This window comes from Paraburkholderia sp. MM5477-R1 (assembly GCF_050436385.1).
In the GTDB taxonomy this organism is placed as follows: Bacteria; Pseudomonadota; Gammaproteobacteria; order Burkholderiales; family Burkholderiaceae; genus Paraburkholderia; species Paraburkholderia tuberum.
In genome coordinates this window covers 217,688-242,985 of record NZ_JBNDMC010000010.1, presented here as the reverse complement: position 1 = coordinate 242,985, position 25,298 = coordinate 217,688, and the positions used below count along the sequence as shown (strand labels likewise).

Annotated in this window: 21 protein-coding genes and 1 pseudogene; 16 read left to right on the top strand and 6 right to left on the bottom strand. The window is 63.0% G+C overall.

The window, feature by feature from the left end; translation table 11 throughout:
• Positions 1-268 precede the first annotated feature (268 nt).
• Positions 269-1,219: a hypothetical protein gene (locus OKW35_RS44925; protein ID WP_429555879.1), complete on the top strand. Its 951-nt coding sequence runs from the start codon at positions 269-271 to the stop codon at positions 1,217-1,219.
• A 188-nt stretch (positions 1,220-1,407) separates the two neighbouring features.
• On the top strand, positions 1,408-1,659 hold the full coding sequence (locus tag OKW35_RS44920) for a hypothetical protein (protein WP_429354136.1): 252 nt from the start codon (positions 1,408-1,410) through the stop codon (positions 1,657-1,659).
• Here the strand turns inward: OKW35_RS44920 and OKW35_RS44915 are convergent.
• From OKW35_RS44915 to OKW35_RS44905, 3 genes are all read right to left on the bottom strand, one after another.
• Positions 1,651-1,797: a hypothetical protein gene (locus tag OKW35_RS44915; protein WP_429555427.1), complete on the bottom strand. Its 147-nt coding sequence runs from the start codon at positions 1,795-1,797 to the stop codon at positions 1,651-1,653. The two genes, OKW35_RS44920 and OKW35_RS44915, sit on opposite strands and share 9 nt — an antisense overlap.
• A gap of 290 nt (positions 1,798-2,087) precedes the next feature.
• Complete coding sequence (locus OKW35_RS44910) at positions 2,088-2,702, bottom strand: TetR/AcrR family transcriptional regulator (RefSeq protein WP_429555426.1); 615 nt, start codon at positions 2,700-2,702, stop codon at positions 2,088-2,090.
• 91 nt (positions 2,703-2,793) lie between these two features.
• The gene (locus OKW35_RS44905; protein ID WP_429555425.1) at positions 2,794-4,254 is read right to left on the bottom strand and encodes an efflux transporter outer membrane subunit; all 1,461 of its coding nucleotides are present in this window, start codon (positions 4,252-4,254) and stop codon (positions 2,794-2,796) included.
• 76 nt (positions 4,255-4,330) lie between these two features.
• Here OKW35_RS44905 and OKW35_RS44900 point away from each other — a divergent pair, with 76 nt between their 5' ends.
• The 4 genes from OKW35_RS44900 to OKW35_RS44885 all read left to right on the top strand — a co-directional run bounded on the left by OKW35_RS44900 (position 4,331) and on the right by OKW35_RS44885 (position 10,126).
• The gene (locus OKW35_RS44900; protein WP_429555424.1) at positions 4,331-4,948 is read left to right on the top strand and encodes a TetR/AcrR family transcriptional regulator; all 618 of its coding nucleotides are present in this window, start codon (positions 4,331-4,333) and stop codon (positions 4,946-4,948) included.
• 83 nt (positions 4,949-5,031) lie between these two features.
• Entirely contained in the window at positions 5,032-6,147 is a 1,116-nt protein-coding gene (locus OKW35_RS44895) for an efflux RND transporter periplasmic adaptor subunit (RefSeq protein WP_429555423.1), read from the top strand.
• Positions 6,144-9,284: an efflux RND transporter permease subunit gene (locus OKW35_RS44890; protein ID WP_429555422.1), complete on the top strand. Its 3,141-nt coding sequence runs from the start codon at positions 6,144-6,146 to the stop codon at positions 9,282-9,284. Before OKW35_RS44895 ends, OKW35_RS44890 begins: the two co-directional genes overlap by 4 nt.
• A gap of 35 nt (positions 9,285-9,319) precedes the next feature.
• Complete coding sequence (locus OKW35_RS44885; protein ID WP_429555421.1) at positions 9,320-10,126, top strand: oxidoreductase; 807 nt, start codon at positions 9,320-9,322, stop codon at positions 10,124-10,126.
• 16 nt (positions 10,127-10,142) lie between these two features.
• Here OKW35_RS44885 and OKW35_RS44880 read toward each other — a convergent pair whose 3' ends face one another.
• Positions 10,143-11,363, bottom strand: a complete 1,221-nt coding sequence (locus OKW35_RS44880) for a sensor histidine kinase (protein ID WP_184060689.1) — start codon at positions 11,361-11,363, stop codon at positions 10,143-10,145.
• 111 nt (positions 11,364-11,474) lie between these two features.
• Between OKW35_RS44880 and OKW35_RS44875 the strand changes: the two genes are divergently transcribed.
• Positions 11,475-11,939, top strand: coding sequence for a response regulator (locus OKW35_RS44875; RefSeq protein WP_244145179.1), 465 nt, complete (start codon positions 11,475-11,477; stop codon positions 11,937-11,939).
• 39 nt (positions 11,940-11,978) lie between these two features.
• Here the strand turns inward: OKW35_RS44875 and OKW35_RS44870 are convergent, their stop codons facing one another.
• Positions 11,979-12,905, bottom strand: coding sequence for a LysR family transcriptional regulator (locus OKW35_RS44870; RefSeq protein WP_429555420.1), 927 nt, complete (start codon positions 12,903-12,905; stop codon positions 11,979-11,981).
• A 107-nt stretch (positions 12,906-13,012) separates the two neighbouring features.
• On the opposite strand from OKW35_RS44870, the gene OKW35_RS44865 reads away from it, so the two are divergent.
• Complete coding sequence (locus tag OKW35_RS44865; RefSeq protein WP_429555419.1) at positions 13,013-13,888, top strand: aldo/keto reductase family oxidoreductase; 876 nt, start codon at positions 13,013-13,015, stop codon at positions 13,886-13,888.
• On the opposite strand, the pseudogene OKW35_RS44860 reads toward OKW35_RS44865, so the two are convergent.
• Positions 13,889-14,299: pseudogene (locus OKW35_RS44860) on the bottom strand (LysR substrate-binding domain-containing protein); the annotation flags it as partial.
• 544 nt (positions 14,300-14,843) lie between these two features.
• On the opposite strand from OKW35_RS44860, the gene OKW35_RS44855 reads away from it, so the two are divergent.
• The 8 genes from OKW35_RS44855 (at position 14,844) to OKW35_RS44820 (ending at position 25,118) form a co-directional block, all read left to right on the top strand.
• On the top strand, positions 14,844-15,677 hold the full coding sequence (locus OKW35_RS44855) for a phytanoyl-CoA dioxygenase family protein (RefSeq protein ID WP_429555418.1): 834 nt from the start codon (positions 14,844-14,846) through the stop codon (positions 15,675-15,677).
• A 17-nt stretch (positions 15,678-15,694) separates the two neighbouring features.
• On the top strand, positions 15,695-16,108 hold the full coding sequence (locus OKW35_RS44850) for a RidA family protein (RefSeq protein ID WP_429555417.1): 414 nt from the start codon (positions 15,695-15,697) through the stop codon (positions 16,106-16,108).
• 76 nt (positions 16,109-16,184) lie between these two features.
• Positions 16,185-17,549, top strand: coding sequence for a DUF1329 domain-containing protein (locus tag OKW35_RS44845; protein ID WP_429555416.1), 1,365 nt, complete (start codon positions 16,185-16,187; stop codon positions 17,547-17,549).
• 75 nt (positions 17,550-17,624) lie between these two features.
• Positions 17,625-19,454, top strand: a complete 1,830-nt coding sequence (locus OKW35_RS44840) for a DUF1302 domain-containing protein (protein WP_429555415.1) — start codon at positions 17,625-17,627, stop codon at positions 19,452-19,454.
• A gap of 73 nt (positions 19,455-19,527) precedes the next feature.
• Positions 19,528-21,888 (top strand): efflux RND transporter permease subunit, encoded by a 2,361-nt coding sequence (locus OKW35_RS44835; RefSeq protein ID WP_429555414.1) that lies wholly within the window; start codon positions 19,528-19,530, stop codon positions 21,886-21,888.
• 17 nt (positions 21,889-21,905) lie between these two features.
• Positions 21,906-22,871: a WD40/YVTN/BNR-like repeat-containing protein gene (locus tag OKW35_RS44830; protein ID WP_184060706.1), complete on the top strand. Its 966-nt coding sequence runs from the start codon at positions 21,906-21,908 to the stop codon at positions 22,869-22,871.
• Positions 22,872-22,958: 87 nt separating this feature from the next.
• On the top strand, positions 22,959-24,437 hold the full coding sequence (locus OKW35_RS44825; RefSeq protein ID WP_429555413.1) for a flavin monoamine oxidase family protein: 1,479 nt from the start codon (positions 22,959-22,961) through the stop codon (positions 24,435-24,437).
• Entirely contained in the window at positions 24,438-25,118 is a 681-nt protein-coding gene (locus OKW35_RS44820; RefSeq protein WP_429555412.1) for a c-type cytochrome, read from the top strand.
• Positions 25,119-25,298 lie beyond the last annotated feature (180 nt).

The following is a 25,298-nucleotide window of genomic DNA, read 5'->3' as shown; positions in this document are numbered from 1 at the left end:
GCGGGGCCGCAGTCGATTCCGGCGGCCGCATCTGTTTCGCAAACTATGTCGAAATATGTCACGGCTCCCGCCGAATGCCCGCAAAACCTTGCCTGGCGGGCCCGCGTCGCGGTGAAACAGCGCGACATATGTTCCGTGATGATTTCCGCGGTGTGTCCTTCTATAGTCCGTTCGTTGCCACGCGGCAGTGACGCAAGTGGCCCGAATCCAGCAAGGACATACCGTGAAAAATCGTTCATTCGCAGGTTCCGACAGGGTCTGCGCCAGCATGGCGCGAGGCGCGCTGCGCAAGGCGGTGTTCGGCGCGGCCGCCGCCGTGCTCGCGCTCGGCAGCGCATCGGCGTTCGCGTGGTCGGGTCACGGCACCGCGTACACGTCGCGCGGCGTCTATAACGGCGCGCACTACGGCTCGTGCGGCGGCGGTAGCTGCTCGCATGCGGGCAGCGTGGCCGGCCCCTATGGCGGCGTCGCGAGCAACACTGGCACGGTCACGCGCACGGCGCCCGGCCAGTTCTCGAACTCGGGTACCGCGACGGGCCGCTACGGCAACTCGGTGCAGCACTCGGGCGACACCAGCTGCGCGGGCGGCTCCTGCTCGCATAGCGGCACGCTGACCGGTCCCGACGGCAAAACGGCGACGACGTCCGGCGACGTGACGCGCACCGCGCCGGGCCAGTATTCGTCGTCGGGCTCGATCAGCGGGTCGAACGGCAATACGGTCAATCATTCTGCGTCGACGAATTGCGCGGGGTCGACCTGCGCGCGCTCGGGCACGGTGACGGGTCCGGACAACAACAACGTCTATCACTCAGGCACCGCGACGCGGGTCGCGCCCGGCGTCGTGACGACTTCGACGAGCGTGACCGGCACGCAAGGCCACACGGTGACGTCGAGCGGTACGGTGGTAACAGGCGGCGTGGTGGTCGCGGGCGGGACCACGACGGCGACCGGTACGACCGTGGTCGTTGCGCCGAAGCCGGTGGTGGTCGTGGCGCCGCCTCCGCCGGTCGTCGTCCCGCCACCGGTCGTGTACGTGCCGCCGCCGGTCGTGGTGACGCCTCCGCCGGCCTATGTTCCGCCGCCGGTGGTGGTCGTGGCGCCGCCCCCGCCGCCGGCCGTCTACGTCGCGCCGCGTCCCGTGTATGTCGCGCCGCGGGCTGTGGTCTGGGTGCCGGGCCATTGGGTCGGGCGCGTGTGGGTGCCGGCGCATTGGGCCTGACGATGAGCGCGGCGATGAGAATCAGAACCTGCGTAGAATCGTGGCGCTCACGTCGCGCCGCGCGGTGCGACGCGATGTGCGAAATGGCGGGCTCGTGTCCACCATCTGCTGAGGGGGAGCGTCACTCGCGAGCGCAAAGGGCTGCGCGGGGCGCGCTCCGCAAAACGGTCGCGCTCGCGACGATCGTCGTGGCGACGTTGCTGGCGGTCAACGCAGTCATCGACGCCGGCGACGCCAACGACGACCTTCGCGCGAACCCCGCCGCCGGCGCGGCGAGCGACTGTTCCGCGCGCTACGCCGCGTTGCTCGATCTGGCCGAACTCGCGCGGCGTGACGGCAAATCGTCCGAGGTGGTCGTGCGTGGCTTGAGCCAGCAGAACGGGGCAATGAGCGAGTGCATACCTGCAGGCCGGGTCAGGCCTGCACCGCCATTACATTGAACGCGGCCGCGTCAGATCGCGTTCCAGAAAAATCGCGCCGGGGATCGGATTGAACACGTAGGCGTCGATGGGCTCGAATCCCAGCGATGCGTAGAGGCCGCGCGCCGCTTGCATCGTCGGCAGCTTGTCGAGACGCATGCGGCGATAGCCTCATCGCGAACAGCGAGAATCCCTTGAAGAGGTATCGGTCCTGATTCTGCGCAATCCAGTTTCTGGCTGATTCGTGAAACAGCCACCGCCAGTGGCGCCACGCCGACGCTGCCGCGCCTGGGTGATGGCACTCTTCTTACTCACAAACGACCCATCGGCCACAGCTAACGCAAGGTCCAGTTCATCGACGACCTCGCTGATTGACTGGTGTGTGGCTGATACCAACTAATGGATTGAATCGCTTGACCGGGTATTTGCGGAGGAGGCGCAAGATCAAACTATGTTTCAGTCAGGACTGGTGCATTGCAGAACATCTTTGTCAAAACGTTGCTCAAAATCGCTTCGGCCGAAGCGTTCGACAGATCATTGGGCATCGTCATGTTGAAGTAGAGGATGCCGTCGATCAATGCGATAACGGCGAGCGCGTGGTCGGCGAAAGGGCCCGGCAACTGTATGTTGAGGCGCTTGCATAGCTGCTCAACGAAGTACGCGATCATGTCGCGCTTTTGCAGGCATAAGGCATTCACATGTTGTCGGAATTTCGCGTCACGCATGGCATGCAAACGTGCCTCAGCCCAGATGATGTAGTTGTTGTCGTCGCGATAGCACTGCGCGTACAACAAGGTGAGCTGCACTTGCAGGTTTTCGCTGGACGGTGCGGCGTCTCGCAGGTTCTGCAAGTTTTCTTGCATGTTCTGGTGATCGAGACGGAGCAGTTCGACGAATAGATCGCTCTTGCTGCTGAAGTTCGAGTAAAACGCGCCGCGGGTATAGCCGGCCTGGGCTGCGATATCCTCCACGCTAGTCGCAGCAAACCCTTTTTCGGCGATGCTCGACGCTGCTGCGTCGAGCAAGCGCCGTCGGGTTCGCTCGCGGCTTTCTGCCCGCGTCATTCGTTTGTGTGGCATGCGGCAAAGCGCTCATATGGCAAAGAACGATGGCCAAAATCCACGCTCCTGGCAAATCGTTGGGTGCGTAGGGTTGCTATTTGAAGGCGACCGCTTCGGATTCGCGAGGTTGCCATCCGCCACCGAGCGCCTTGAAGGCAGCAACGGCTGCGCGTGCGGATTCCGTTTGCGCCTGCACCCGCTCGTCCGAAGCGCGTAGCAGGTTGTCGTCGGCCTGCAAGACTTCGATCAGGCTGACGACGCCTTTTTGATAGGCTGCGAACGAGGCGGCTCGAGCGCGACCGAGCGAATCCACTCCCTGGGCGAGCACCGCGGCCTCTTGCTCGCGCTTCACGAGTGCCGAGAATGAGTTCTCGACGTCTTCGGTTGCATGAAGCGCGGCGAGCCGATACGCGGCCAGCATTTCCGCCTGCTGCCCCTTGGCCTGCTCGATCTGCGCATTGATGCGGCCGAAATCGAACAGACGCCAGCGCAGCCCCAGCACGCCAGCGGCCTGATTGGCGCCGGTACTGAACAGGTTGCCGCTGGCCACCGAGGTGGCGCTGCCGAGCAGTCCACTAAGCGACACCTTGGGGTAATACTCGGCGATGGCCACGCCGATGCGCGCGTTCGATGCGGCGAGGCGACGCTCGGCCACGATCAGGTCGGGCCGGCGCCTGAGCAACTCACCCGGCGATCCTGTGTCCGCGATCCGCGGGGCGACCGGGATGTCGCCAACTTCGACCAGTTCGGCTCGATGCGTGCCGGGCTGTGAACCCAGCATTACATCCAGCGCGTTCATCGCAGCATCCAGAGCCGCCTCGAGGACCGGGACGGATGCCTGAACCTGGGACAGCGCACCTTCGGCCTGGCTCACCTGAAGGTCGGCCGCCAATCCTTTGCTATACAGGAGGTTGATGGTCGAAAGCAGATCCTGCTGCGTCTGCACCTGCCGTCGGGCAACCTTCAGACGGGCCTGCAATCCACGAATCGTGATGTAAATATCGCCAGTCTGCGCCGCCACTGCCAGGCGCGTGGCCACCGCACCGGCTTCCGAAGCCTGGTATTCGGCAAGTGCCGCTTCCCGCCCGCGACGCAGGCCACCAAACACATCCAGTTCCCAGCTCGCGTTGAAATTAGCCTCGTAATCATTGCCGTAGCGATCGAAACCGGGCGTCGAATTCAGAACTCGCCCCAAGGGGGTTTCAACCGACTGGTAGACTCGCGCCGCCTGCCCGCTGACAGTGCCGGACGGCAGCAGCGCGGCATTCGCCGCGCCAAGTCCCGCGCGCGCCTGCGAGACGCGAGCGGCGGCCTGGGCGAGGTCCAGGTTCTGTTCCAGCGCGAGCGTGACGAATCGTGTCAGTTCAGGATCATCGAAACCCGTCCACCACGTGACAAGGTCGGCACTGGCCGCCGCGTGCCGGTGATCCACGGCGGCCTGGCCCTGGAACTGCTCGGGCATGGCTATATTGGGCCGGACATAATCGGGGCCTACTGCGCAGCCAGCCGAGAGACTGGCGGCAATAACCGCGGCAAGGATGGGTTTGGGTAGCATGAGCGTCTTCGCAAGATTCCGGTGGTGACTATAATACCAAATAGTCACTGGTTGTCCATTCCTGTATGCTATACCCATGAAAAAAGCCACCAGTTCCCCCATCCCGGCGCGCGGCCCCGCTGACCACGAGGTACGGGATCAGATCGTTGTCGCCGCCACCGAGCACTTCAGCCGGTATGGCTACGAGAAAACGACGGTCTCAGACCTCGCCAAGGCGATCGGGTTTTCCAAGGCCTACATCTACAAGTTCTTCGAGTCCAAGCAGGCCATTGGCGAGATGATTTGCGCGAACTGCCTGCACGAGATCGAAACCGAGGTCAGGTCGGCCGTCGCACAGACCGATCTGCCACCGGAGAAGCTGCGGCGGATGTTCAACGTCTTCACGGAAGCGAGCCTCCGTCTGTTTTTCCAGGACCGCAAGCTCTACGAGATTGCCGCATCGGCGGCCACGGAGAACTGGCAGGCGGTGCTTGCGTATGAAGAGCGCGTCCAGAAGCTGCTTCGGGACGTCCTCCAGGAGGGTCGGCAAAGCGGGGACTTCGAGCGCAAAACACCCCTCGATGAGACTGCGATGGCGATCTATCTGGTGTTGCGCCCCTACCTGAACCCAATGCTCCTGCAGTACAGCTTTGATTACACCAAGGTCGCGCCTGCACAACTGTCCAGTCTCGTGCTCCGCAGTCTGTCGCCTTGATGGAAATCTCGGGTGTGACCATTGACTAAGTTGGTCACTATAACCATAATGAAAGCCCCGATCACTCCGTCAATGGGTCTTTCATGCTCCGGCGTCGTCTTGCTATCTCTACAGTCGTCTGTGCACTGGCACTTGCGCTAGCCGCCTGCGGCGCAAAAGCACCGTCCGATCCGCGCACCGAAGCGCCCCTGGTGCGCACCGCCATCGCTCGGGCGGCGATCCCCGCCTCCCGTTCGTTTACCGGAACCGTTGCCGCGCGTGTGCAGAGCGACCTGGGATTTCGCGTCTCCGGCAAGGTGCTCGAGCGGCTGGTGGATGCCGGGCAAACCGTCAAACGCGGCCAGCTGCTGATGCGCCTCGACCCCATCGATCTGAGGCTTGCCGCGCAGGCCCGGCAGGACGCGGTCACCGCCGCGCGAGCACGGGCGCAGCAGACCGCGCAGGACGAAGAGCGCTACCGCGACCTACGCGGCACCGGCGCGATATCGGCATCGGCCTACGACCAGATCAAGGCGGCGGCCGATGCCGCCAAAGCGCAGCTCAGCGCGGCCGAGGCTGACGCCGACGTTGCGCGCAACGCGACTGGCTATGCCGAACTGCTGGCGGACGGCGATGGCGTCGTGATGGAAACGCTGGCCGAACCGGGCCAGGTCGTCAGCGCCGGCCAGCCCGTGGTGCGCCTGGCGCACGCCGGGCGCCGCGAGGCTGTCATCCAGCTACCCGAAACCCTACGCCCCGCAATCGGTTCGGTCGCCCAGGCCACGCTGTTCGGCAACGGCGGTGTTAGCGTGCCGGCGACGCTGCGCCAGCTTTCGGATACGGCGGATCCTCGTACCCGGACCTTTGAAGCGCGGTATGTGCTGCAGGGAGAGCTGGCCGACGCCCCACTAGGCGCCACCGTCACGGTCCAGATTCCGGACGCGCGTTCCGCGGTGCAAGGCGGTTTGCAGGTGCCGATCGGCGCGCTGTTTGACGCGGGCAAGGGACCGGGGGTGTGGGTCATCAACGGCGAGCCGGCAAAGGTTGCCTGGCGGCCGGTTACTGTCGAACATCTGGACGACGATAGTGCTCGCGTCGCCGGTGAGATCAAGCAAGGCGACCGGATCGTCGCGCTCGGCGCGCAGCTGCTGCGCGAAGGCGAGCAGGTCCGGGTGACAAGTCAAGCCGTCGCCATGACGGCCGAGGGAGCCCGTCCGTGAGCGAAGGCCGTTTCAACCTGTCGGCGCTCGCCGTGCGCGAGCGCTCCATCACCCTGTTCCTGATCTGCCTGATTTCTCTGGCAGGGCTCGTTTCGTTCTTCAAGCTGGGCCGGGCGGAAGACCCCGCGTTCACGGTCAAGGTGATGACCATCATCACCGCATGGCCGGGAGCCACGGCGCAGGAAATGCACGATCAGGTCGCCGAGAAGATCGAAAAGCGCATGCAGGAGCTGCGCTGGTACGACCGGACCGAGACCTACACACGGCCTGGGCTGGCCTTCACGACCTTGACCTTGCTCGACAGCACGCCGCCGTCGGAAGTGCAGGAGCAGTTCTACCAGGCCCGGAAAAAAATCAGCGACGAGGCGGGCAATCTTCCATCCGGCGTGATCGGACCGATGGTCAACGACGAATACGCGGATGTTACCTTCGCGCTGTTTGCGTTGAAGGCGAAGGGTGAACCGCAGCGCCTGCTCGTTCGCGATGCCGAGACGCTGCGCCAACGGCTGCTGCACGTGCCGGGCGTGAAGAAGGTCAACATCATCGGTGAGCAGGCGGAGCGGATCTATGTCGAGCTCTCACATGACCGGCTGGCAACGCTGGGCGTGAGCCCCCAGGACGTGTTCGCCGCGCTCAACGGTCAGAATGCCCTGACGCCGGCCGGCTCCGTGGAGACCAAAGGTCCGGAGGTGTTCATTCGCCTGGACGGCGCCTTCGACAACCTGCAGAAGATCCGCGACACGCCGGTCGTAGCGCAGGGCCGCACGCTGAAGCTGTCGGACATCGCCACCGTCACACGTGGTTATGAAGATCCGGCGACGTTCATGATCCGCAACAACGGCGAACCTGCACTGCTGCTGGGCATCGTCATGCGCGACGGCTGGAACGGGCTCGATCTCGGCAAGGCGCTGGACAGCGAGGTCGGCGCAATCAACGCCGGGCTGCCGCTAGGCATGAGCCTGACCAAAGTCACCGATCAAGCCGTCAACATTCATTCGGCGGTCGACGAGTTCATGCTCAAGTTTTTCGTCGCGCTGCTGGTGGTCATGCTGGTGAGTTTCGTCAGCATGGGCTGGCGGGTGGGCCTCGTCGTTGCCGCGGCCGTACCGCTGACACTCGCGGTGGTGTTCGTGGTGATGGCCGCAACCGGCAAGAACTTCGATCGCATCACGCTCGGATCGCTGATCCTCGCGCTCGGCCTGCTCGTGGACGACGCGATCATCGCGATCGAAATGATGGTGGTAAAGATGGAGGAAGGCTACGGCCGCATCGCCGCCTCCGCCTACGCGTGGAGTCATACGGCCGCGCCGATGCTGGCGGGCACGCTGGTGACCGCCGTCGGCTTCATGCCCAATGGTTTCGCGCGCTCCACGGCCGGCGAATACACCAGCAACATGTTCTGGATCGTTGGCATCGCACTGATCGCATCGTGGGTCGTCGCCGTGGTCTTCACGCCCTACCTGGGTGTGAAGATGCTGCCCGACTTCAAAAAGGTCGAAGGCGGTCACGACGCGATCTACGACACGCCGCGCTACAACCGCTTCCGTCAGTTGCTCACGCGCGTCATCGCGCGCAAATGGCTGGTCGCCGGTTCGGTCGTGGGCCTCTTCGTGCTGGCCATCCTCGGCATGGGCGTGGTCAAAAAACAGTTTTTCCCGATCTCCGACCGTCCCGAAGTGCTGGTCGAGGTGCAGATGCCCTATGGCACGTCGATCTCGCAAACCAGCGCCGCGACGACGAAGGTCGAAGCGTGGCTCGCGAAGCAGAAGGAAGCCAGGATCGTCACCGCATACATCGGGCAAGGCGCGCCACGCTTTTACCTGGCGATGGGGCCGGAACTGCCCGATCCGTCGTTTGCCAAGATCGTGGTGCGCACTGACAGCCAGGATGAGCGCGACGCATTGAAGCAGCGACTGCGTCAGGCAGTCGCCAACGGTCTCGCCTCCGAGGCGCGCGTGCGGGTCACGCAACTCGTGTTCGGTCCGTATTCGCCGTTCCCGGTCGCCTACCGTATCTCTGGTCCGGACCCGGACAAGCTGCGCGGTATTGCGGGAGAAGTTGAGCAGGTGATGGACTCCAGTCCGATGATGCGTACGGTCAACGCTGACTGGGGTACGCGCTCGCCCACGCTGCACTTCACGTTGCAGCAGGACCGTCTGCAGGCGGTGGGGCTGACATCCAGCGCCGTGGCGCAACAACTGCAATTCCTGCTAACCGGCGTGCCCGTCACCGCCGTGCGTGAGGACATTCGAACCGTGCAGGTCATCGCGCGTTCGGCCGGCGATGTTCGTCTCGACCCGGCCCGGCTCGGCGACTTCACGCTGGCTGGCGCGAACGGGCAACGCATTCCGCTGTCGCAGGTGGGCAAGGTCGACGTGCGCATGGAGGAACCAATCATGCGCTGGCGCGACCGCGTGCCGACGATCACGGTACGGGGCGACATCGCCGACAACCTTCAGCCGCCGGACGTATCGACGGCGATCACCAGGCAGCTTCAACCCATCATCGCCAGGCTTCCGACCGGCTACCGTATCGAAGAGGCGGGCTCCATCGAGGAATCGGCTAAAGCGACGAAAGCCATGTTGCCGCTCTTCCCGATCATGCTGGCGGTTACGCTCATCATCATCATCTTCCAGGTGCGCTCGATCTCCGCAATGGTGATGGTGTTCCTGACCAGCCCGCTGGGCTTGATCGGGGTGGTGCCGACGTTGATCCTGTTCAGGCAGCCGTTCGGCATCAATGCGCTGGTCGGTCTCATCGCGCTATCGGGCATCCTGATGCGCAACACGCTGATCCTGATCGGACAGATTCACCAGAACGAGCAGGCGGGGCTGGATCCGTTCCATGCGGTCGTCGAAGCTACCGTGCAGCGTGCCAGACCGGTGATCCTGACGGCCATGGCGGCGATCCTCGCTTTCATCCCGCTGACCCATTCGGTGTTCTGGGGAACCCTCGCGTACACGCTGATCGGCGGCACGTTCGCCGGGACGATTCTGACCCTGGTCTTCCTGCCGGCGATGTATTCGATCTGGTTCAAGATTCGACCCGAGCGTATCGCCGGCTTGCGCAAAGATCGGCATGAGCAGGTGCAGCCTTCCGAGCAAACGCTGCAGGACGCGCTCGACGCGGACAGTTAAAAAAACACCATCAATTCACCTGAAGGGAGCTGTTCATGTCGAATTCCACTGTTGTCGTTGTTAGCGGCGTGTCATCGGGTATCGGACGCGCCGCCGCCGAGAAGTTTGCCAGGCGGGGGTGCCGCGTATTTGGCACCGTGCGCAGCATCGCAAAAGCCGCGCCTATCTCGGGAGTCGAGCTTGTCGAGATGGATGTTCGCAACGATGCTTCGGTCCAGGCTGGAATCCAGTCCGTCATCGATCGCGCCAGGCGAATCGACGTGCTCGTCAACAATGCAGGAACGAGCATGATTGGCGCGGTCGAGGAAACGTCGACTGCCGAGGCCTCGTCTCTGTTCGATACCAACGTATTCAGCATTCTGCGCGCGACACAGGCTGTACTCCCCCACATGCGGGCACAACGCGGTGGAAGGATCGTCAATGTCAGTTCGGTGCTCGGGTTTCTCCCGGCGCCCTACATGGGACTCTATTCGGCGTCCAAGCACGCTGTGGAAGGGCTGACCGAAACCCTCGATCATGAGGTGCGCCAGTTCGGCATACGCGCAACGCTGGTCGAACCGACTTTTACCAGGACCAATCTCGACATCAATGCGCCCCAGGCGGGTTCGAAAATCGCCGACTATGACCGCGAGCGTGCCCTTGCAATGAGCGCAGTCGTGAACAGTGTCAAAGGTGCCCCCGAGCCCGAGGGCGTGGCCAACACTATTGTCGAAGCGGCGCTTGGCGCCTGGCGGATGCGTCGCACGCCTGCCGGACAGGCGTCGTTGCTGAGCAAGTTACGCCGCTTTATGCCCGCTGGTCCCGTCGATTCAAGCTTGAGGAAAACATTCGGACTTGGTTGAAGCGCTCGTCCACGCATCACATTGCGGCCAAGGTTCGGCGCAGCGGAAACCGGATCTCGAACGTGGTCCCCACGCCCTCGCGCGACGCAAACTCGATCTGCCCATCGAGCACGCGGCATAGCTCCCTGACGATCGCGAGCCCGAGCCCCGTGCCCGGAATCTCGTCGCAGGCCGCGCGCTCGAACTCATCGAATACGCGCTCCGCGTCGGCGGGCGCAATGCCGACGCCGGTGTCGGAGACGCGAATCGCCCAGTGTTCGGCGCCATGCATCGCGAACCGGATTTCGACTTGCCCCGACTTCGTGTACTTGATCGCGTTGGTCAACAGATTGACCGCGATCTGCTTGAGCTTCAGCCGATTCGACGTGACGACCGGCAGCGCCGCGTCGAACGCGCTGCGCAACGCAAGCCCTTTCGCCTCGATCGACGGTCGCGTCGACGCGACGAGTTCGTCGAAGAGTTCGCGCAAATCGACGTCTTCGAGCACGAGCGGCGCGGAGTCTCCGAGCACGACCGAGTACTCGACCATCTGGTCGACCAGTTGCTTCATATCGGCAGCCTGACGGTTCGCGAGCGTCAATGCGGCATCGGCTTTCGACGGCGCTCGCTCGATCAGTTGCAGCGCGACCGAAAACGCGTTGAGGAAATTGCGCAGATCGTGCACGACGCTGCGCGTGATCTGCATCCGCGATGCATATAGATCGCCGACCAGCCGTTGCTCGAGCGTCAATTCGTGATTCGCGCGTTCGAGCCGTCCCGTGTATTCGTCGATCTTGCGATCGCGTTCGGCGACCACTTCCTTGATCGACTCATACCTGACCACGCTGAATGCTTCGGCGATCAGGCGGCGCGCGCGGCTCTCGTGACGGCGCGTGCAAGTCCGGTCGCGTTCGACGAACTCTTCGAGCGCTTCGAAGAGCACCTGCTGAAAGAGGTCCAGTTCGCGCACCAGCTCTTCGATCCGGTAGCCCTGCTGCCAACGGACCTTGCCGTGCTTCTTCGCGTCGCGTTCGATCGACGTTTCGACGCGCTCGAGATCTTCTGCATCGAGCGCCCGGCACAGCTCGTCGAGAATATCCGGCAGATGGTCGGCCAGTTGCCGATAAGTGAGCTTGTCCGCTTCGACGAGATCGGCGTCGGCGGAGACGGCATGCATCCATTGCCGCGTCAGGCCGCCCCGTTCCGCGCGGATGAAGTTGGCGAAGTTGCGCAGCGGGCTCACGCGTCTGTCGGTCATGATGGATACCGGAATGGAGTTTCTACAACATACAACGCGCGAACGGTTCGAACGCCTCGATTTGCGCGTGCACCGCAAACCTGTTTCGCTGCCGATCGGCCAGGCGACCCGATGCGCGCCGGCAACCCGCGTCATTATCCGCGCAATTGCCGTTCGTGGAACATCTCTTGCGGGACTCTGATCAGACGAGAAGGCAAATTTTGTCCGCAAAACATGATGTATTCGATATTGCTGGTCGACGACGAACCGGAAATTCTAGCCGCATGGCGGTTGATTCTGGAGAGCGCAGGGTATGAGGTGAGTTGCGCGAGCAATGGCGCCGAAGCACTCGCTTGTGTCGTCGCTCACGTTCCCGACCTGATTGTTACGGACTGGATGATGCCGGTCATGGACGGCGCGGAGTTATGCCGCCGTTTGAAATCGATGCCGTTATCCGTCAACGTACCGATTCTGGTCCATACCGCGGTGCCGCCTTCGGACAGCGATGCGCATTACTGCAGCGCATGTCTGCTGAAGCCGATCGGCGCGGATCTCTTTCTGACCACGATCGCGCAGCTCTGCGCGCCACGATGCTGATATGGCACGCGTCGCCGCGTTCACCGTCGTGTGATGACATCAACGCCGTGCCACGTCATCGTCTGGGACACTTGCTGAGTCGGCCTTCAGGAAATCGACGAACGCGCGCAGCGGCGCGGGCACATGACGATGGCCCGGATAGTAAAGAAAAGGCCCTGAAAAGCGCTGCCACCACGGTTCGAGAATCGCTTCGAGCGCGCCGCTGTCCAGATGCGGGCGCAGCATGTCTTCGAACAGGTGAATGATGCCGAGGCCCGCGACCGCGCCGTTGACCGCGAGGTCGATTGCGGCGCCGGGCCGCACCAGCAGCGGTCCTGTCGGATTCAATTGCAGCAGCTCGCCGTCGCGCTCGAAGTACCAGGTCGGCATCGCGCCGCTGGCGAATTGCCCGCGCAGGCAGGCATGCGCGAGCAATTCGCCGGGATGGTGCGGACGGCCGTGCGCGTCGAGATACGCGGGCGCCGCGGCGGTCGCGAAGCGCTGCACGCGCGCGCCGATCGGCACCGCGATCATGTCCTGCTCGAGGCGTTCATCGTAGCGAATGCCCGCATCGCACCCGATCGATAGCACGTCGACGAAGCCATCCTCGACCACCACTTCGACGCGAATATCCGGGTACTGCTTCAGAAAGCGCGCAAGCACGTCGGGCAGCACGATGCGCGCGACGCTCGACGGCACGTTGAGCTTCAATGTGCCGGTCGGCTTGTCGCGAAAGCCGTTCAGCACGTCGAGCGCCGCTTCCATTTCGCCGAACAGCGGCGTCAGCTTCTCGATCAGACGCAGCCCGGCTTCGGTCGGCGCGACGCTGCGCGTGGTGCGGTTCAGGAGCCGCAGCCCGAGTTTCGTTTCGAGGCGCCGCACCGCGACGCTCAGACTCGACGCCGACACGCCGCTCACGCGCGCCGCGTCGCGAAAGCCGCGGGCGCGGGCGACGGAAACGAAGGCGGCCAGATCATTCAGTTCCATGATGATTGATTGTGCAGAATTTTGAACAACCCGTACACGTTAGACCGCTTTATTCAACAACGCAATTCCGGCGATACTGCCGCTCATCACTTCACAAGGAGATCGTCATGCCGAACTTCAGCTCCATCGACACTTTCGCACTAGCCGGCCGCCCGGTGCGGCGCATGGGCTATGGCGCGATGCAGCTGGCCGGCCCCGGCGTGTTCGGGCCGCCGAAAGACCGCGACGCGGCGCTCGCGGTGCTGCGTGAGGCGGTCGCATCGGGCGTCGACCACATCGATACCAGCGATTTTTACGGGCCGCACGTGACCAATCAGTTGATCCGCGAGGCGCTCCACCCGTATCCACGCGATCTGACGATCGTGACGAAGGTGGGCGCGGTGCGCGACGGCGCCGGCGCCTGGCTGCCGGCGCAGGAGCCCGCCGACCTCGAGCGGGCGGTGCATGACAATCTGCGCAACCTCGGGCTCGACGCGCTCGACGTGGTCAACATGCGCGTGATGGGCAACGTGCACGAGCCGAGCGAGGGCTCGATCGAAAAGCAGGTCACGGCGCTTGCCGAGCTGCAGCAGCGCGGGCTCGTGCGTCATGTCGGCCTGAGCAACGTGACGGCCGCGCAGATTGCCGAGGCTCAGCGCATCACGAAGGTCGTGTGCGTGCAGAACCACTACAACCTCGTGCATCGCGACGACGATGCGTTGATCGATGCGCTCGCGGCGCAGGGCATCGCCTACGTGCCGTTTTTCCCGCTGGGCGGCTTCACGCCGATTCAATCGTCCGAGCTGTCGGAGCTTGCGCGCAAGCTCGAGGCAACGCCGATGCAGGTCGCTCTTGCCTGGCTATTGCATCGGGCACCTAACATTCTGCTGATTCCGGGCACGTCTTCGGTGACTCATCTGCGTGAAAACCTGCAGTCGGCGCAGTTGAAGCTCAGCGACGAGGTGCACGATCAACTGAATGCGATCGGCGCCGAAAAGGGCTGATTACACCGATGCCGCGATGAACTCCCGCAACCATTGATGCGCGGGATCGCGATGCACCCGCTCGTGCCATAGCATCGCCATCTCGTAGCCCGGCACCTCGACGGGCGGCTCGACCATCCGCAGCGCGTCCGTGCCGCGCACGAGACGCGCGGGCAGCATCCCCACGAGATCCGTGCTCGCGAGCACCGACTGCATGAACAGAAAGTGCGGCACCGACAGCACGACCTTGCGCGCGAGACCCGCCTTCGCGAGCGTCTCGTCGGTGACGCCGAAAAAGCCGCCGCCATCGGGCGACACGATCACGTGTTCGAGCTTGCAGAACTGCGCGAGGGTGGGCCGGCGCTTCAGCTTCGGATGACCCGCGCGGCCGACCAGCACGTAGCGCTCGGCAAACAGCACGCGACGGCGCAAGCCTTCGCTTTCAGCCAAGGCACGAACGTGTATGCGTCGTATGCGTTGCTGCCCATATAAATCCAATTGCTGAGAATGTTGGACATCACCATCTCCCACTCCTTCCGTCGCTAACGGGCGCCGCCCCGGTTTCGCGGCAAAAGCCGATCCCAGCCACGTTCTCACGCCTCTCGATGCCGCGGCACCGCTCTTGTGCCACGACTACCAAAGGTGCGGATATGCCAGACGGCCACAAATACTGTACACAAAGACTAAGACAGGTATGTTTACAAAATAAAGCAAGGAGGTTCGGACGGCCCGCTCATCGCTTTCGTCCTCGAAGGCGGGACCTCGGCGCCCGAGCTGCTTGCAGGAACAGGAGCCGCGTTCTGCTTCTAACCGTGGCTTGGCATCTTGTGCTCAACCTTGTGAAGGCAGGGAATTCCCTCTCTTTTTTCTTTTTTTAGGTTTTGTATCATGACCTAACTTTGGTAATATTTTCTATGAAGGTGCCGCGGGAAGCGTTTTGAACCGGGCTGCCGATTGACGATTCAGGAGTTCAGACATGGATGAAGCCACGCGCGAGGCGTTCGCCGAGGACGGCGCCGTTCTGGTCAAAGGTCTTCTCAGCGAGCAGCAGTTGGCCCGGTGCCGGGAGGTCTTCGACTGGGGCATAGAGAACCCCGGGCCTATGGCTTGCAGCCTGTTCGAAGGCACGGTACACAAGACCCACAACGACAACGCCAATCCGTATGCGAAGGGGCGTCTGGACGAGCTGGTTGGCCAACTGCCGTTCGGCCGACTGTTCGCGGACCTGTGGGCCTCGGATCACGTCTGGTATTTCGCAGAGGAGCTGTTCCTCAAAAGTGGAGGCAGGAGCGGTCGCTCGCCGTGGCATCAGGACACGTCCTACCTGCCATGGGAGGGGATGCACCTCGGGAATGCGTGGATCAGCTTTGAGGCCGTCCCCAAACAGAATGCGCTTGAGATTGTGCGGGGATCCCATCGAGGTCCGCGTCACGATGGCACGACCTTTCAAAATGCTGAAGATCCGACTGATCCTCTCCATGGCGGCGATGTCTGGCCGCGCCTGCCGAATATCGAAGCTGAGCGCCGCGAGAACCCGGTTGCTTACGACATCATTTCGTGGGCGACGGAGCCCGGTGACGTCCTGCTGCTGCATCCGGGCGTGCTGCACGGCGGCGGCGCGGTGGACAGCGCGTTTCCAGAGCGCCACACGCTCGTGCTGCGCTTCTTCGGCGACGACGCGGTTTTCAGTCCGCTGCCGCAACCGAGCGTCTCGGGCTTCACGTCGTCCGGTGTCTTGCTCATCGAAGAACTTGCCGCGTTGAAAGAAGGGGATCCGTTTCGCGCACCGTGTTTCCGTCAACTCGTCTGACCCAAGGGGCCACCATCATGACAATGTCCACTACGCGGCAATCGATCATCCCGCCGCCGTTCCAGGCGTTCTACGACGCTTACCACTTTTCACCCGCGACCCGCGTGGGGAACACGATCTGGGTCTCCGGCCAGGTCGGCATCGGCACGGATATGAAAGCCGGCGAGGGCATGCCGGCGCAGGCCCGCATCGCCTTCGAGTCCCTCAAAGCCGTGCTCGAGACGGCGGGCGCGAGCCTCTCCGACGTGGTGGAGCTGACCACCTTTCACACGGACTTACGCAGTGAAATGGAGGCCTTTTCGGCGGTCAAGGACGCGTACTTCCCGGCGCGCTATCCGTCGTGGACCGCGGTTGGCGTAACACAATTGGCGCTGCCAGAGTTGTGCATCGAGATTCGGGCTGTGGCCGTGGCAGGCTGCGGCGAGGACTGAGCGGTTCGGCCCCGATGTGTAGGGTTTGATTCTAACGATGCGTACTACGAATGAAAATGGGATCGGAAGGAGAGTCATGATGAGAAAGCACACCATCGGAACCATGTCCGCCGTCGCGGCTACTTTATTGCTCGTGGCCGGAGTGGCAGTTGCCGACGACCTCACGCCGTCAGGCGCCGAGCGCGCGGCCAGCAAGGACGGACTCGTGCCGGCGTTTGCCGGCAGGGAAGCCACGCCGGCCGGCTGGGAGTGGGGCAAGGTCCGCGGTGACTTCTGGAAGTACAGGAACGAAAAACCCCTGTACACGATCGATGCGTCGAACGTCGACAAATACGCCGAAAAGCTGTCACCGGGGGAGATTCAGCTCGTCAAGCAGTTGAAGGGCTACCGCCTGGACGTCTATCCGTCCCACCGCGAATGCCAGCTGCCGGATTTCGCCGAGCAGAATTCGAAGGCAAATCTCACGACGGCGAAACTCGCTTCGGATGGCGAGACGCTGCAGGCAGCGGCGCTACCGGGCGTGGCGTTTCCGCAGCCGAAGAACGGCGCCGAGGCGATCCTCAACTATGAAACACGGTACCGCGGCGAGGGGGTCGAGTGGTCGCCGGTTGTCACGTCCATTTCACCGCGCCCGGGCGGCAGCGACTGGATCGACGCAATCGGTCCCCAGGTGTTCTATTTCCCGGGGGGCAAGGATGGCAGCAGCACGCCGCAGGATGTTGACCAACTCAGTCTCGGTGCCTACTTTTCCGTCGATTCGCCGGCAGCACTGGCCGGGCAGGCCTTCGTGCAGCGGCAGTACTTCGATAAGGATTCGGAAACGTATTACTACTTCCCCGGCCAACGCCGGGTGAGACGCATGCCGGCCTATACGCACGATGCGCCACTGATCGGCTTCGAGAATCAGTATCTGATCGACGAATCCAACATGTTGAACGGCTCAATCGACCGCTTCAACTGGAAGCTCGTAGGCAAGAAGGAAATGATCGTCCCGTATAACGATTTCGGCATGTACACCTTCAAGGACAAACTGCATGACGTCGCCACGCCCAATGGCATCTCGTCCGATCATCGCCGCTACGAGGTGCACCGCGTCTGGGTCGTGGAGGCGACGCTCAAGCCCACGGCGCGCCACGTTGCGTCGAAGAAGGTGTTCTACCTGGACGAGGATAGCTGGCTTGCGCTCGTGGGCGAGGACTATGACGCGCAGGGCAAGCTCTGGAAGGTGCGCGAGAGCTACCCGATCCCGGTGTGGGAACTGGGCGGCGCCTGCGATAACGAGCCGTTCGTGCAGTACGACGTCAACAACGGGCGCTACGTGTTCGACGCTTCGTCGATTGGCCAGGGTAAGGACATTCGCTGGTACCAGCAGGTCAACGACCCGCGTTTCAAGACGGACTTCTTCACGGCTGAATCCTTGCGATCGGTGAGCGAGCGCTGAAGTTCGGCGAAGGACCAGGGACCGGCGTGCATCGGTGACGTGCGCCGGGATCGAGGGTGACGGCAGGGGAGATCCATGAAAACAAAGATCATCGGAAGATATATTGCGGCGTCGCTGGCCATGTTCGGTACGGCTGCGACAAGTGCGTACGGTTATGAGTTCACGACGGGTCTGGGTGATCTCACGGGTTCATGGGTGACCAACCTCACGGGGGGCGCGGGCATCCGCACAAAAAACCCGAGCTGCTCGCTTACCGGCGACCCGAACTCGTTCGGTTGCGGCGCGGCAGCCAACACCAATCAATGGGGCGTGGGTGACGACGGTAATCTGAACTACCGCAAGGGTCAGCCCTTCAGCACCTACATCAGCGCGACGAGCGAACTGCTCTTCAAGATGCCAAGCGAGGGCCTAAAGTTCATGATCCGTGGCACGGGTATGTACGACTTCCTCGCCGGCGACACGAACCGCACGCCGCTGTCGAGCACCGCTGCGGCGCAGGTCGTCTACAACGTGCAACTGCTCGACCTGTGGGGCGAGAAGGATTTCACGATCAACGGGCAGAACGCGCACGTGCGCCTCGGCAACCAGGTGGTCAACTGGGGCGAGAGCATGTTCGCGCAGGGCGGTATCAACGCCACCAACTCGCTCGACGTGCAGAAGCTGCTGATTCCCGGCTCTCAGCTGAAGCAGGCGCTGCTGCCCGCGCCGATGATCAGCTTTGCAGCGGACCTTTCTCATGGCTTTAGTACTGAGGATTACTACCAGTTTTCGTGGAACGGCAACCGCTATCCGCCGGTGGGCTCGTTCTGGTCGGTATCGAACAGCCTGGGCCGGGGAACCAACCCGTATACGGTGAGCACCACTAATCTGAACGTGGCCGGCCCCAGCGCCGGCACCATCGCGGGGGCCAGCAGCGGCAACCAGAACGTGCTCGACGCCATCAATAACGGCCTCGTCAGCGGTGCGTTTGCGGGGCCTCCCTTTAACGTTGTCGGCCTGCCCGTCAACTGGCAGGCGCCATCGAAGTACCATCCGCAGTTCGGCATGAAGTTCAACTATTCGCCGCGCTCCTTCGATGCGAACTTTGCTGTCTATTACGAGAACTACACCGACAAGTCGCCGGTGCTTTCGTCTCTGGCCAATGGGACGTTGGACTGGTCGTATCTGCAGAACCGTCAGCTCTTTGGCGCCAGCGCGAACTTCGGGATCGGCAACTGGGCGATCGGCACCGAGCTCTCGTACCGGCCGCACGATGCCGTCGCACTGTCGAGCTGCTATGGCGCAGGTGGCCCACTGGACCTGAACACCAACGGCGTGGCCGGCGTGAATTGCCAGCAATGGGCCGACATGAAGAAGCTCCAGTACGACATCAACGGGCTGCTGGCGCTCACGCGCAGCGAGTATCCGTTCCTCAAGCTGCTCGGTGCGGATGAAGCGACGCTGACCTGGGAGCTCACATGGATCTACTACCCTGGCCTGAGCCAGCGCGGCGTCACGCGCTCGGTGGATGGCCAGACGGTCACGCAGGTGCCTCAGGCGGGCTACCTGCCCTGGCTGAACAACGGATCCAGCCTGGGCTACCCGATCGGCATGGCGCAGGGCACGTCGAGCTCCGTGGGCGCAACCATCGATTTCAACTGGACCTACGACGGCACGCTGATTCATGGCTGGCAGGTGACGCCGGGCGTGACGTTCGCCGACGGACTCTACGGCTATACGCCGACGCTTACCGCGAACTACCTGCAGGGCTCGAAGTCGCTGAATCTCTACGTGCTGTTCAACCAGAACCCGACGGTCTGGCAGGCGGGCATCAATTACACGCTGTTCTGGGGTGGGCACAACACCGTAGGCAATCCCTACGCAGACCGCAACTTCGTCGGCATGTTCGTCACCCGGAACTTCTGATGGCCGAAGCGCCGGTGTGGGGTCCGATGCCGCTTGTCGCCGGAGCTGCCGAAATATTTGAAGGGAAAATGCCGTGTTAAATCGTCTGGTAAAAACGCTGGAAAGGGTGTTCTTCGGTCACCGCATGGCGGTGCTGGTGAGCATTGGCCTGTTCACCGTGGTCATGGCATTTTTTGCCGTGCAGTTGCGGATGGATGCGGGCTTCGAGAAGCAGATGCCGATCGGCCACGAATACATTCAGACTTTCCAGAAGTACCGCTCCGACCTGCTCGGCGCGAACCGGATCACCGTGGTCGTGCGTGCACGCAGGGGCTCGATCTGGACGAAAGAAGGGCTTACGCGACTGTACAAGGTGACCCAGGCGGTGACGTACCTGCCGAACGTGGACCGCATTGGCGTGCAGTCGCTGTGGACGCCGAACGCCTACGTGAACGAGATCACCGACGAGGGCTTCCGCGCGGAGCCAATCATCTCCGGCACGATCACGCCCGACCAGCTCACGCCCGACGTTGTCGCGAAGGTGCGCCGTGCGACGACACTCGGCGGCTATATCGGCACGCTCGTTTCGCACAACGAAGACAGCGCCATGATTACGGCCGAGCTCAACGAGCGGGACCGCACTGGCAAGGTGCTCGATTACGTGGCGTTCAACCACCTGCTCGAAGCCCAGATCCGCAAACCGTTTGAAGATGCGGGCTATGAAATCCAGATCATTGGCTTCGCGAAGCAGATCGGCGATATCGCCGATGGCGCGACCGCCGTGCTCGGCTTCTGCGGCATCGCGTTGCTGCTCACGGCGCTTGCGGTCTACTGGTACTGCCATTCGGTGCGCTTCACGGTGCTGCTGATTTCATGCTCGCTGACATCGCTCGTCTGGCAGTTCGGCACGCTGAAGCTGTTGGGCTTTGGACTGGACCCGCTCGCGGTGCTGGTGCCATTCCTGGTCTTTGCGATTGGCGTCTCGCACGGTGTACAGCAGGTCAATTTCATCGTGCGGGAGATTGCGCACGGCAACAGCTCGTTCGATGCGGCGCGGCACAGCTTCAGTGGTTTGCTGATTCCGGGCGTACTGGCACTCGTCACCGCATTCGTATCGTTTATCACGCTGCTGCTGATTCCGATTCCGATGGTGCGGGAACTGGCAATCACGGCATCGCTCGGCGTCGCATACAAGATCGTGACGAATCTGATCCTGCTGCCGGTGGCGGCGTCATGCTTCAACTTCGCGAAGAGCTACGCGGACAGCGCGCTCGAGCGCAGCGAGCGGCGCTCGGCGTGGTTGCGCGGGCTCGCGCGCATCGCCCAGCCGCGTTATGCAGGCGTGACCGTTGCATTGACGCTGGTGGTGTTCGCACTTGCCGCGTGGCAAAGCCGCGACCGTGTGATCGGCACACTGCAGCCGGGCGCGCCAGAACTGCGTGCGGATGCGCGTTTCAACCGCGATGCCACGTCGATCGCTTCGAGCTACGACATCGGCCTCGACTGGCTCACTGTCGCGATCGAGTCGGCGCAAAAGGGCTGCGATAACCCGGCAGTCGGCCTGTACGAGGACGACCTCACGAGCGCGATGCGCACCGAGCGAGGCGTGGTGTCGGTCGAGTCCTACTCGGCGATGCTGCGCCGCTACAACCAGGGCTACAACGAGGACTACCCGAAGATGAATGTCGTGCCGATCGACCCTGGGAACTACGGCGCGGTCTCGGTGGATGTGGGCCGGGTGAAGGGCTTCATGAAGGCGGATTGCAGCATGACGGCCGGGCACCTGTTTCTCACCGACCACAAGGCCACGACGATCAGCCGGATCCTGGACGACGTGAAGACGTATCGCGCTACGCATCCGTTCCCGGGCATCACCGTGCGTCTCGCGGCGGGCAATGCGGGCGTACTCGCCGCGACCAACGAGGAAGTGGCAGCGAGCGAACTGCCCATGATGCTCTACGTGTATGCAGCGATCCTGATACTGGTGTTCCTCGCCTACCGCGACTGGCGCGCGATGCTCGCGTGCTGCCTGCCGCTCTCGGTGGCGACTTTCATCGGCTACTGGTTCATGAAGGAACTGCAGATCGGGCTCACGGTGGCGACGCTGCCCGTCATGGTGCTGGCGGTGGGTATTGGCGTGGATTACGCGTTCTATATCTACAACCGGCTGCAGGTGCATCTGGCGGGCGGGCAGAACATCGTGAAGGCTGTGCAGCACGCAATGCTGGAAGTGGGTGTGGCGACGATCTTTACGGCTATCACGCTGGCCATTGGCGTGGCGACGTGGAGCTTCTCGGCGCTGAAGTTCCAGGCCGACATGGGCAAGCTGCTGGCGTTCATGTTCCTGGTGAACCTGCTGATGGCGATGACGGCACTGCCGGCGCTGGCCTCTGTGCTGGAACGGTGGTTTCCGAGGCGCAAACCGGCGCGTGCGCCTGGACTCTTCAGCCATTGAACAGGGGAGACGCAGTCATGATCAAGATACTTGTTGCTTGTGCCGCGCTGTGCGCGAGTGCGGCAGTCTGGGCTCTGCCGCCGGGAGCCATTGCGGAGTGGGCGGCGATGCCCGCACACGCGTGGGCGGCCCCGTCCCACATGATGCTGCTGGACGCCACGCGTGCGGGTAAGCGCATCGTGGCGGTGGGCGAGCACGGCGTCATCGTTATATCGGATGACGAAGGAAAGACGTGGCGCCAGGCGAAAGGAGTGGCTGTTTCGGCGACGCTCTCGGCAGTCACCTTTACCGACGCGCAGCACGGCTGGGCGGTCGGCCAGTGGGGCGTGATTCTCGCAACGGGCGACGGCGGCGAGACCTGGCAGAAGCAGCGGATGGACCTCTCGGTGGACCAGCCGCTCTTCTCAGTGCTGTTCACGAGCCAGAGAGATGGCGTGGCCGTAGGCCTGTGGTCGCTGATGCTCGCCACGCACGACGGCGGCAAGACGTGGACGAAGGTGACTGTGCCGAAGCCGCCGGGTGGCACGAGGGCGGACCGCAACCTGTACCACATTTTTGCCGACAGCAAGGGCGCGCTCTATATCGATTCGGAACAGGGGATGGTGCTGAAGTCCACGGATGGTGGCGCGAACTGGAGCTATCAGGCAACGGGCGGCAAGGGCACGCTGTGGACGGGCGTGGCGCTGCCCGACGGGCGGATCGTGGTGGGCGGGCTGCTGGGCAGCCTGTACCAGAGCAGCGACGGCGGGGCGACGTGGGCGGCGCTGAACGCGGGCACGAAGAGTTCGATCACCGATCTCGTAGCGACTCGAAACGGACTGATGGGCGTCGGGCTCGATGGCCTTGTGTTCCGGCAACGCGAGGGCAGCACGTCGTTCGAGGTTCATCAGCGCGACGATCGCGCAACGCTCACCGTCGCATTGATTGATGGCGCCGGCAAACCGGTGTTGTTTTCGCAGGAGGGGGTGCTGACGATCCATTGAGAAGCGCCAGTCGCTATCTTATTAAGAGTTCTCCTTAAGAGCGGAGAAGAAAGGGGAGAAACAATGAAACTGAATTGGGCATGAAAGATGGATCGGAAACGTAAGCCGGATACACAGACCCGGCGCCAGCTGCTACGCGTTACGGCGATGGGCGCGGCGTCACTCGCGGCCGGCGGCATGTCGCTGGCACAGGCCGCCATAACGAAGCCCATGAACGGCGACATTCTGGACGTCGCGATCATCGGCGCGGGTCTCGCTGGATTGACCGCGGGCCGTGACCTCAAACTGGCCGGATGCGATTCGTTCGTCGTGCTCGAGGCACGCAACCGCGTCGGTGGACGCACCTATAACCACGACCTCGGACACGGCGTCGTTTCCGAAGCTGGAGGGCAGTGGATCGGTCCCGGCCAGACCGCGATCTTCGATCTGGCACGTCAACTCGAGATCGATACGTTTCCGAGCTGGTACACGGGTAAGACCCTCGTGATGGCGCAGGGCGCTACGGTGGCCCAGGATTTTCATGGCGGCACGGGGGGTGACGACACGATCGGCAACCGGCTTGCCCAACTGTCGCGCGGCGTGCCGTCCGGCGCGCCGTGGAAAGCACCGCATCTGGCGGAACTGGACAAGCTCTCTTACGGCGAGTGGCTCTTGCAGCAGGGCGTGAAATACGAGGACGGCTACTTTCTTGCGCTAGCCGCGAAGCTGACCACGGGCGGTGCGCCGGCGCAGCTGGGTCTGCTGCACTACTTATCGATGATCAACAGTGCAAGCTGCAACTACACGCAGCTCGAAGCGTTCAAGGGCGGCGCGCAGGAAACGCGCATCGTCGGCGGTTCGCAGCGTCTGAGCATCAAGATGGCCGAGCAACTCGGCGACAAGGTCAGGCTGTCCTCGCCCGTGCGCAAGGTCACCGGCTGGGATCGTGACGTTGTGGAGGTGCACACCGATCAGGGCGTGGTTAAGGCGCGTCGTGCGATCGTCGCGATGAATCCGGCCCTGTGCAATCAGGTTGTTTTCGATCCGCCGTTGCCCGGCGGGCGGGCGCAACTCCAGCAGAACTGGCCCACGAACGCCCCCATGCGCAAGACGGTCCACGTCTACGACAAACCGTTCTGGCGCGACGCCGGTTATTGCGGAACGATCTTCCAGGTCGGTGGCCCCGTCTTCATGGCGTACGACAACTCGCCTCCCGATGCATCGCTCGGCGTGATCGCCGCATTCGTCGCGCCGGGGATGTTGCCGGACGATTCCGCGATGGCCGAAAAGACGCTGTCGGCCACTTTTGCCAAGGCATTCGGCGACCGCGCGCTGCATCCGACGCAGTTCCACGACTACGACTGGGGCCGGGTCGATCCATGGACCCTGCATTGCATCAATCCCATGCCGCCGGGCTTCTGGACCAGGTGGGGCAAGTATCTGCATCCCGCAGTGGGGCGCCTGATCTGGTCAGGGACCGAAACCGCCGACATCTGGGCCGGCGCGATGGACGGTGCCGTGCGTTCGGGCCACCGCGCTGCCTTGCAGGCGCTGGCCGGCTTCACTCGACGCGGCGAGGAGGCGTGAATGAAACGGGCATGGATCGTAAGCGCAGCCGTTGTGCTGGCAGGCGTCGCGGGCGTGGGAGCGCTCTACGGACGCGATTACCTCGACGGTATGCATTTCGAAAAGGCGATGAGCGAGATCGACAAGACGGCAGTGGCCAACGGTGGCCCATGGCCGCAACCGCAGGAGACCTGCTACTTCTGCCACGGTGCGCACGGGCAGTCCGTCAACGCCTGGTATCCGGCGCTGTCCGGACAGCCAGAAGCTTATCTCGTCGCCCAGTTGCACGCGTTTGCCGGCGACCTGCGACCTAGCCCCCACATGGGGGCGATTGCGAGGGAGCTTACGGACGAGCAGATCAAGTCGTTGGCTGTCTATTTCGCGCGGCAGACGCCGGCCCAAAGCGAAGCGGTGCACGGCCAGGCGGCGCTCGAAAAGCGCGGGATGGCGCTCGTAGCGGCGAAAAGCTGTCAGGCCTGCCACGGGGCGTCGTTCATGGGCCGCAACCTGGTGCCACGACTGGCGGGCCAGGGCGAAGCCTATCTCGCGAAGCAGCTTGCTGCGTTCAAGACGGGCGAGCGTCGTGACCCGAGCGGCGCAATGAACGGGATGGCGGCCACGTTGTCCGGCGAAGACATCCAGGCGGTGGCCAGCTATCTGGCGAACCTGACGCCGGGTGGCAGCGCGGCAGGCACGCAATAGCTGCCATGGCGTAACGGGCAGGAACAGTGGGGTGACAGGGGAATACCCTGTATTTTTTTCAGTTTCGTTAAGTTGTCAATATGACCTAAGTTGGGTATTTTGTTCTATTAATGAAGCGTGCTTCATCGCAACACTGCACTGACTGACGGTGCTGTTTGTCAGCCGCCGGCGACATCCCCG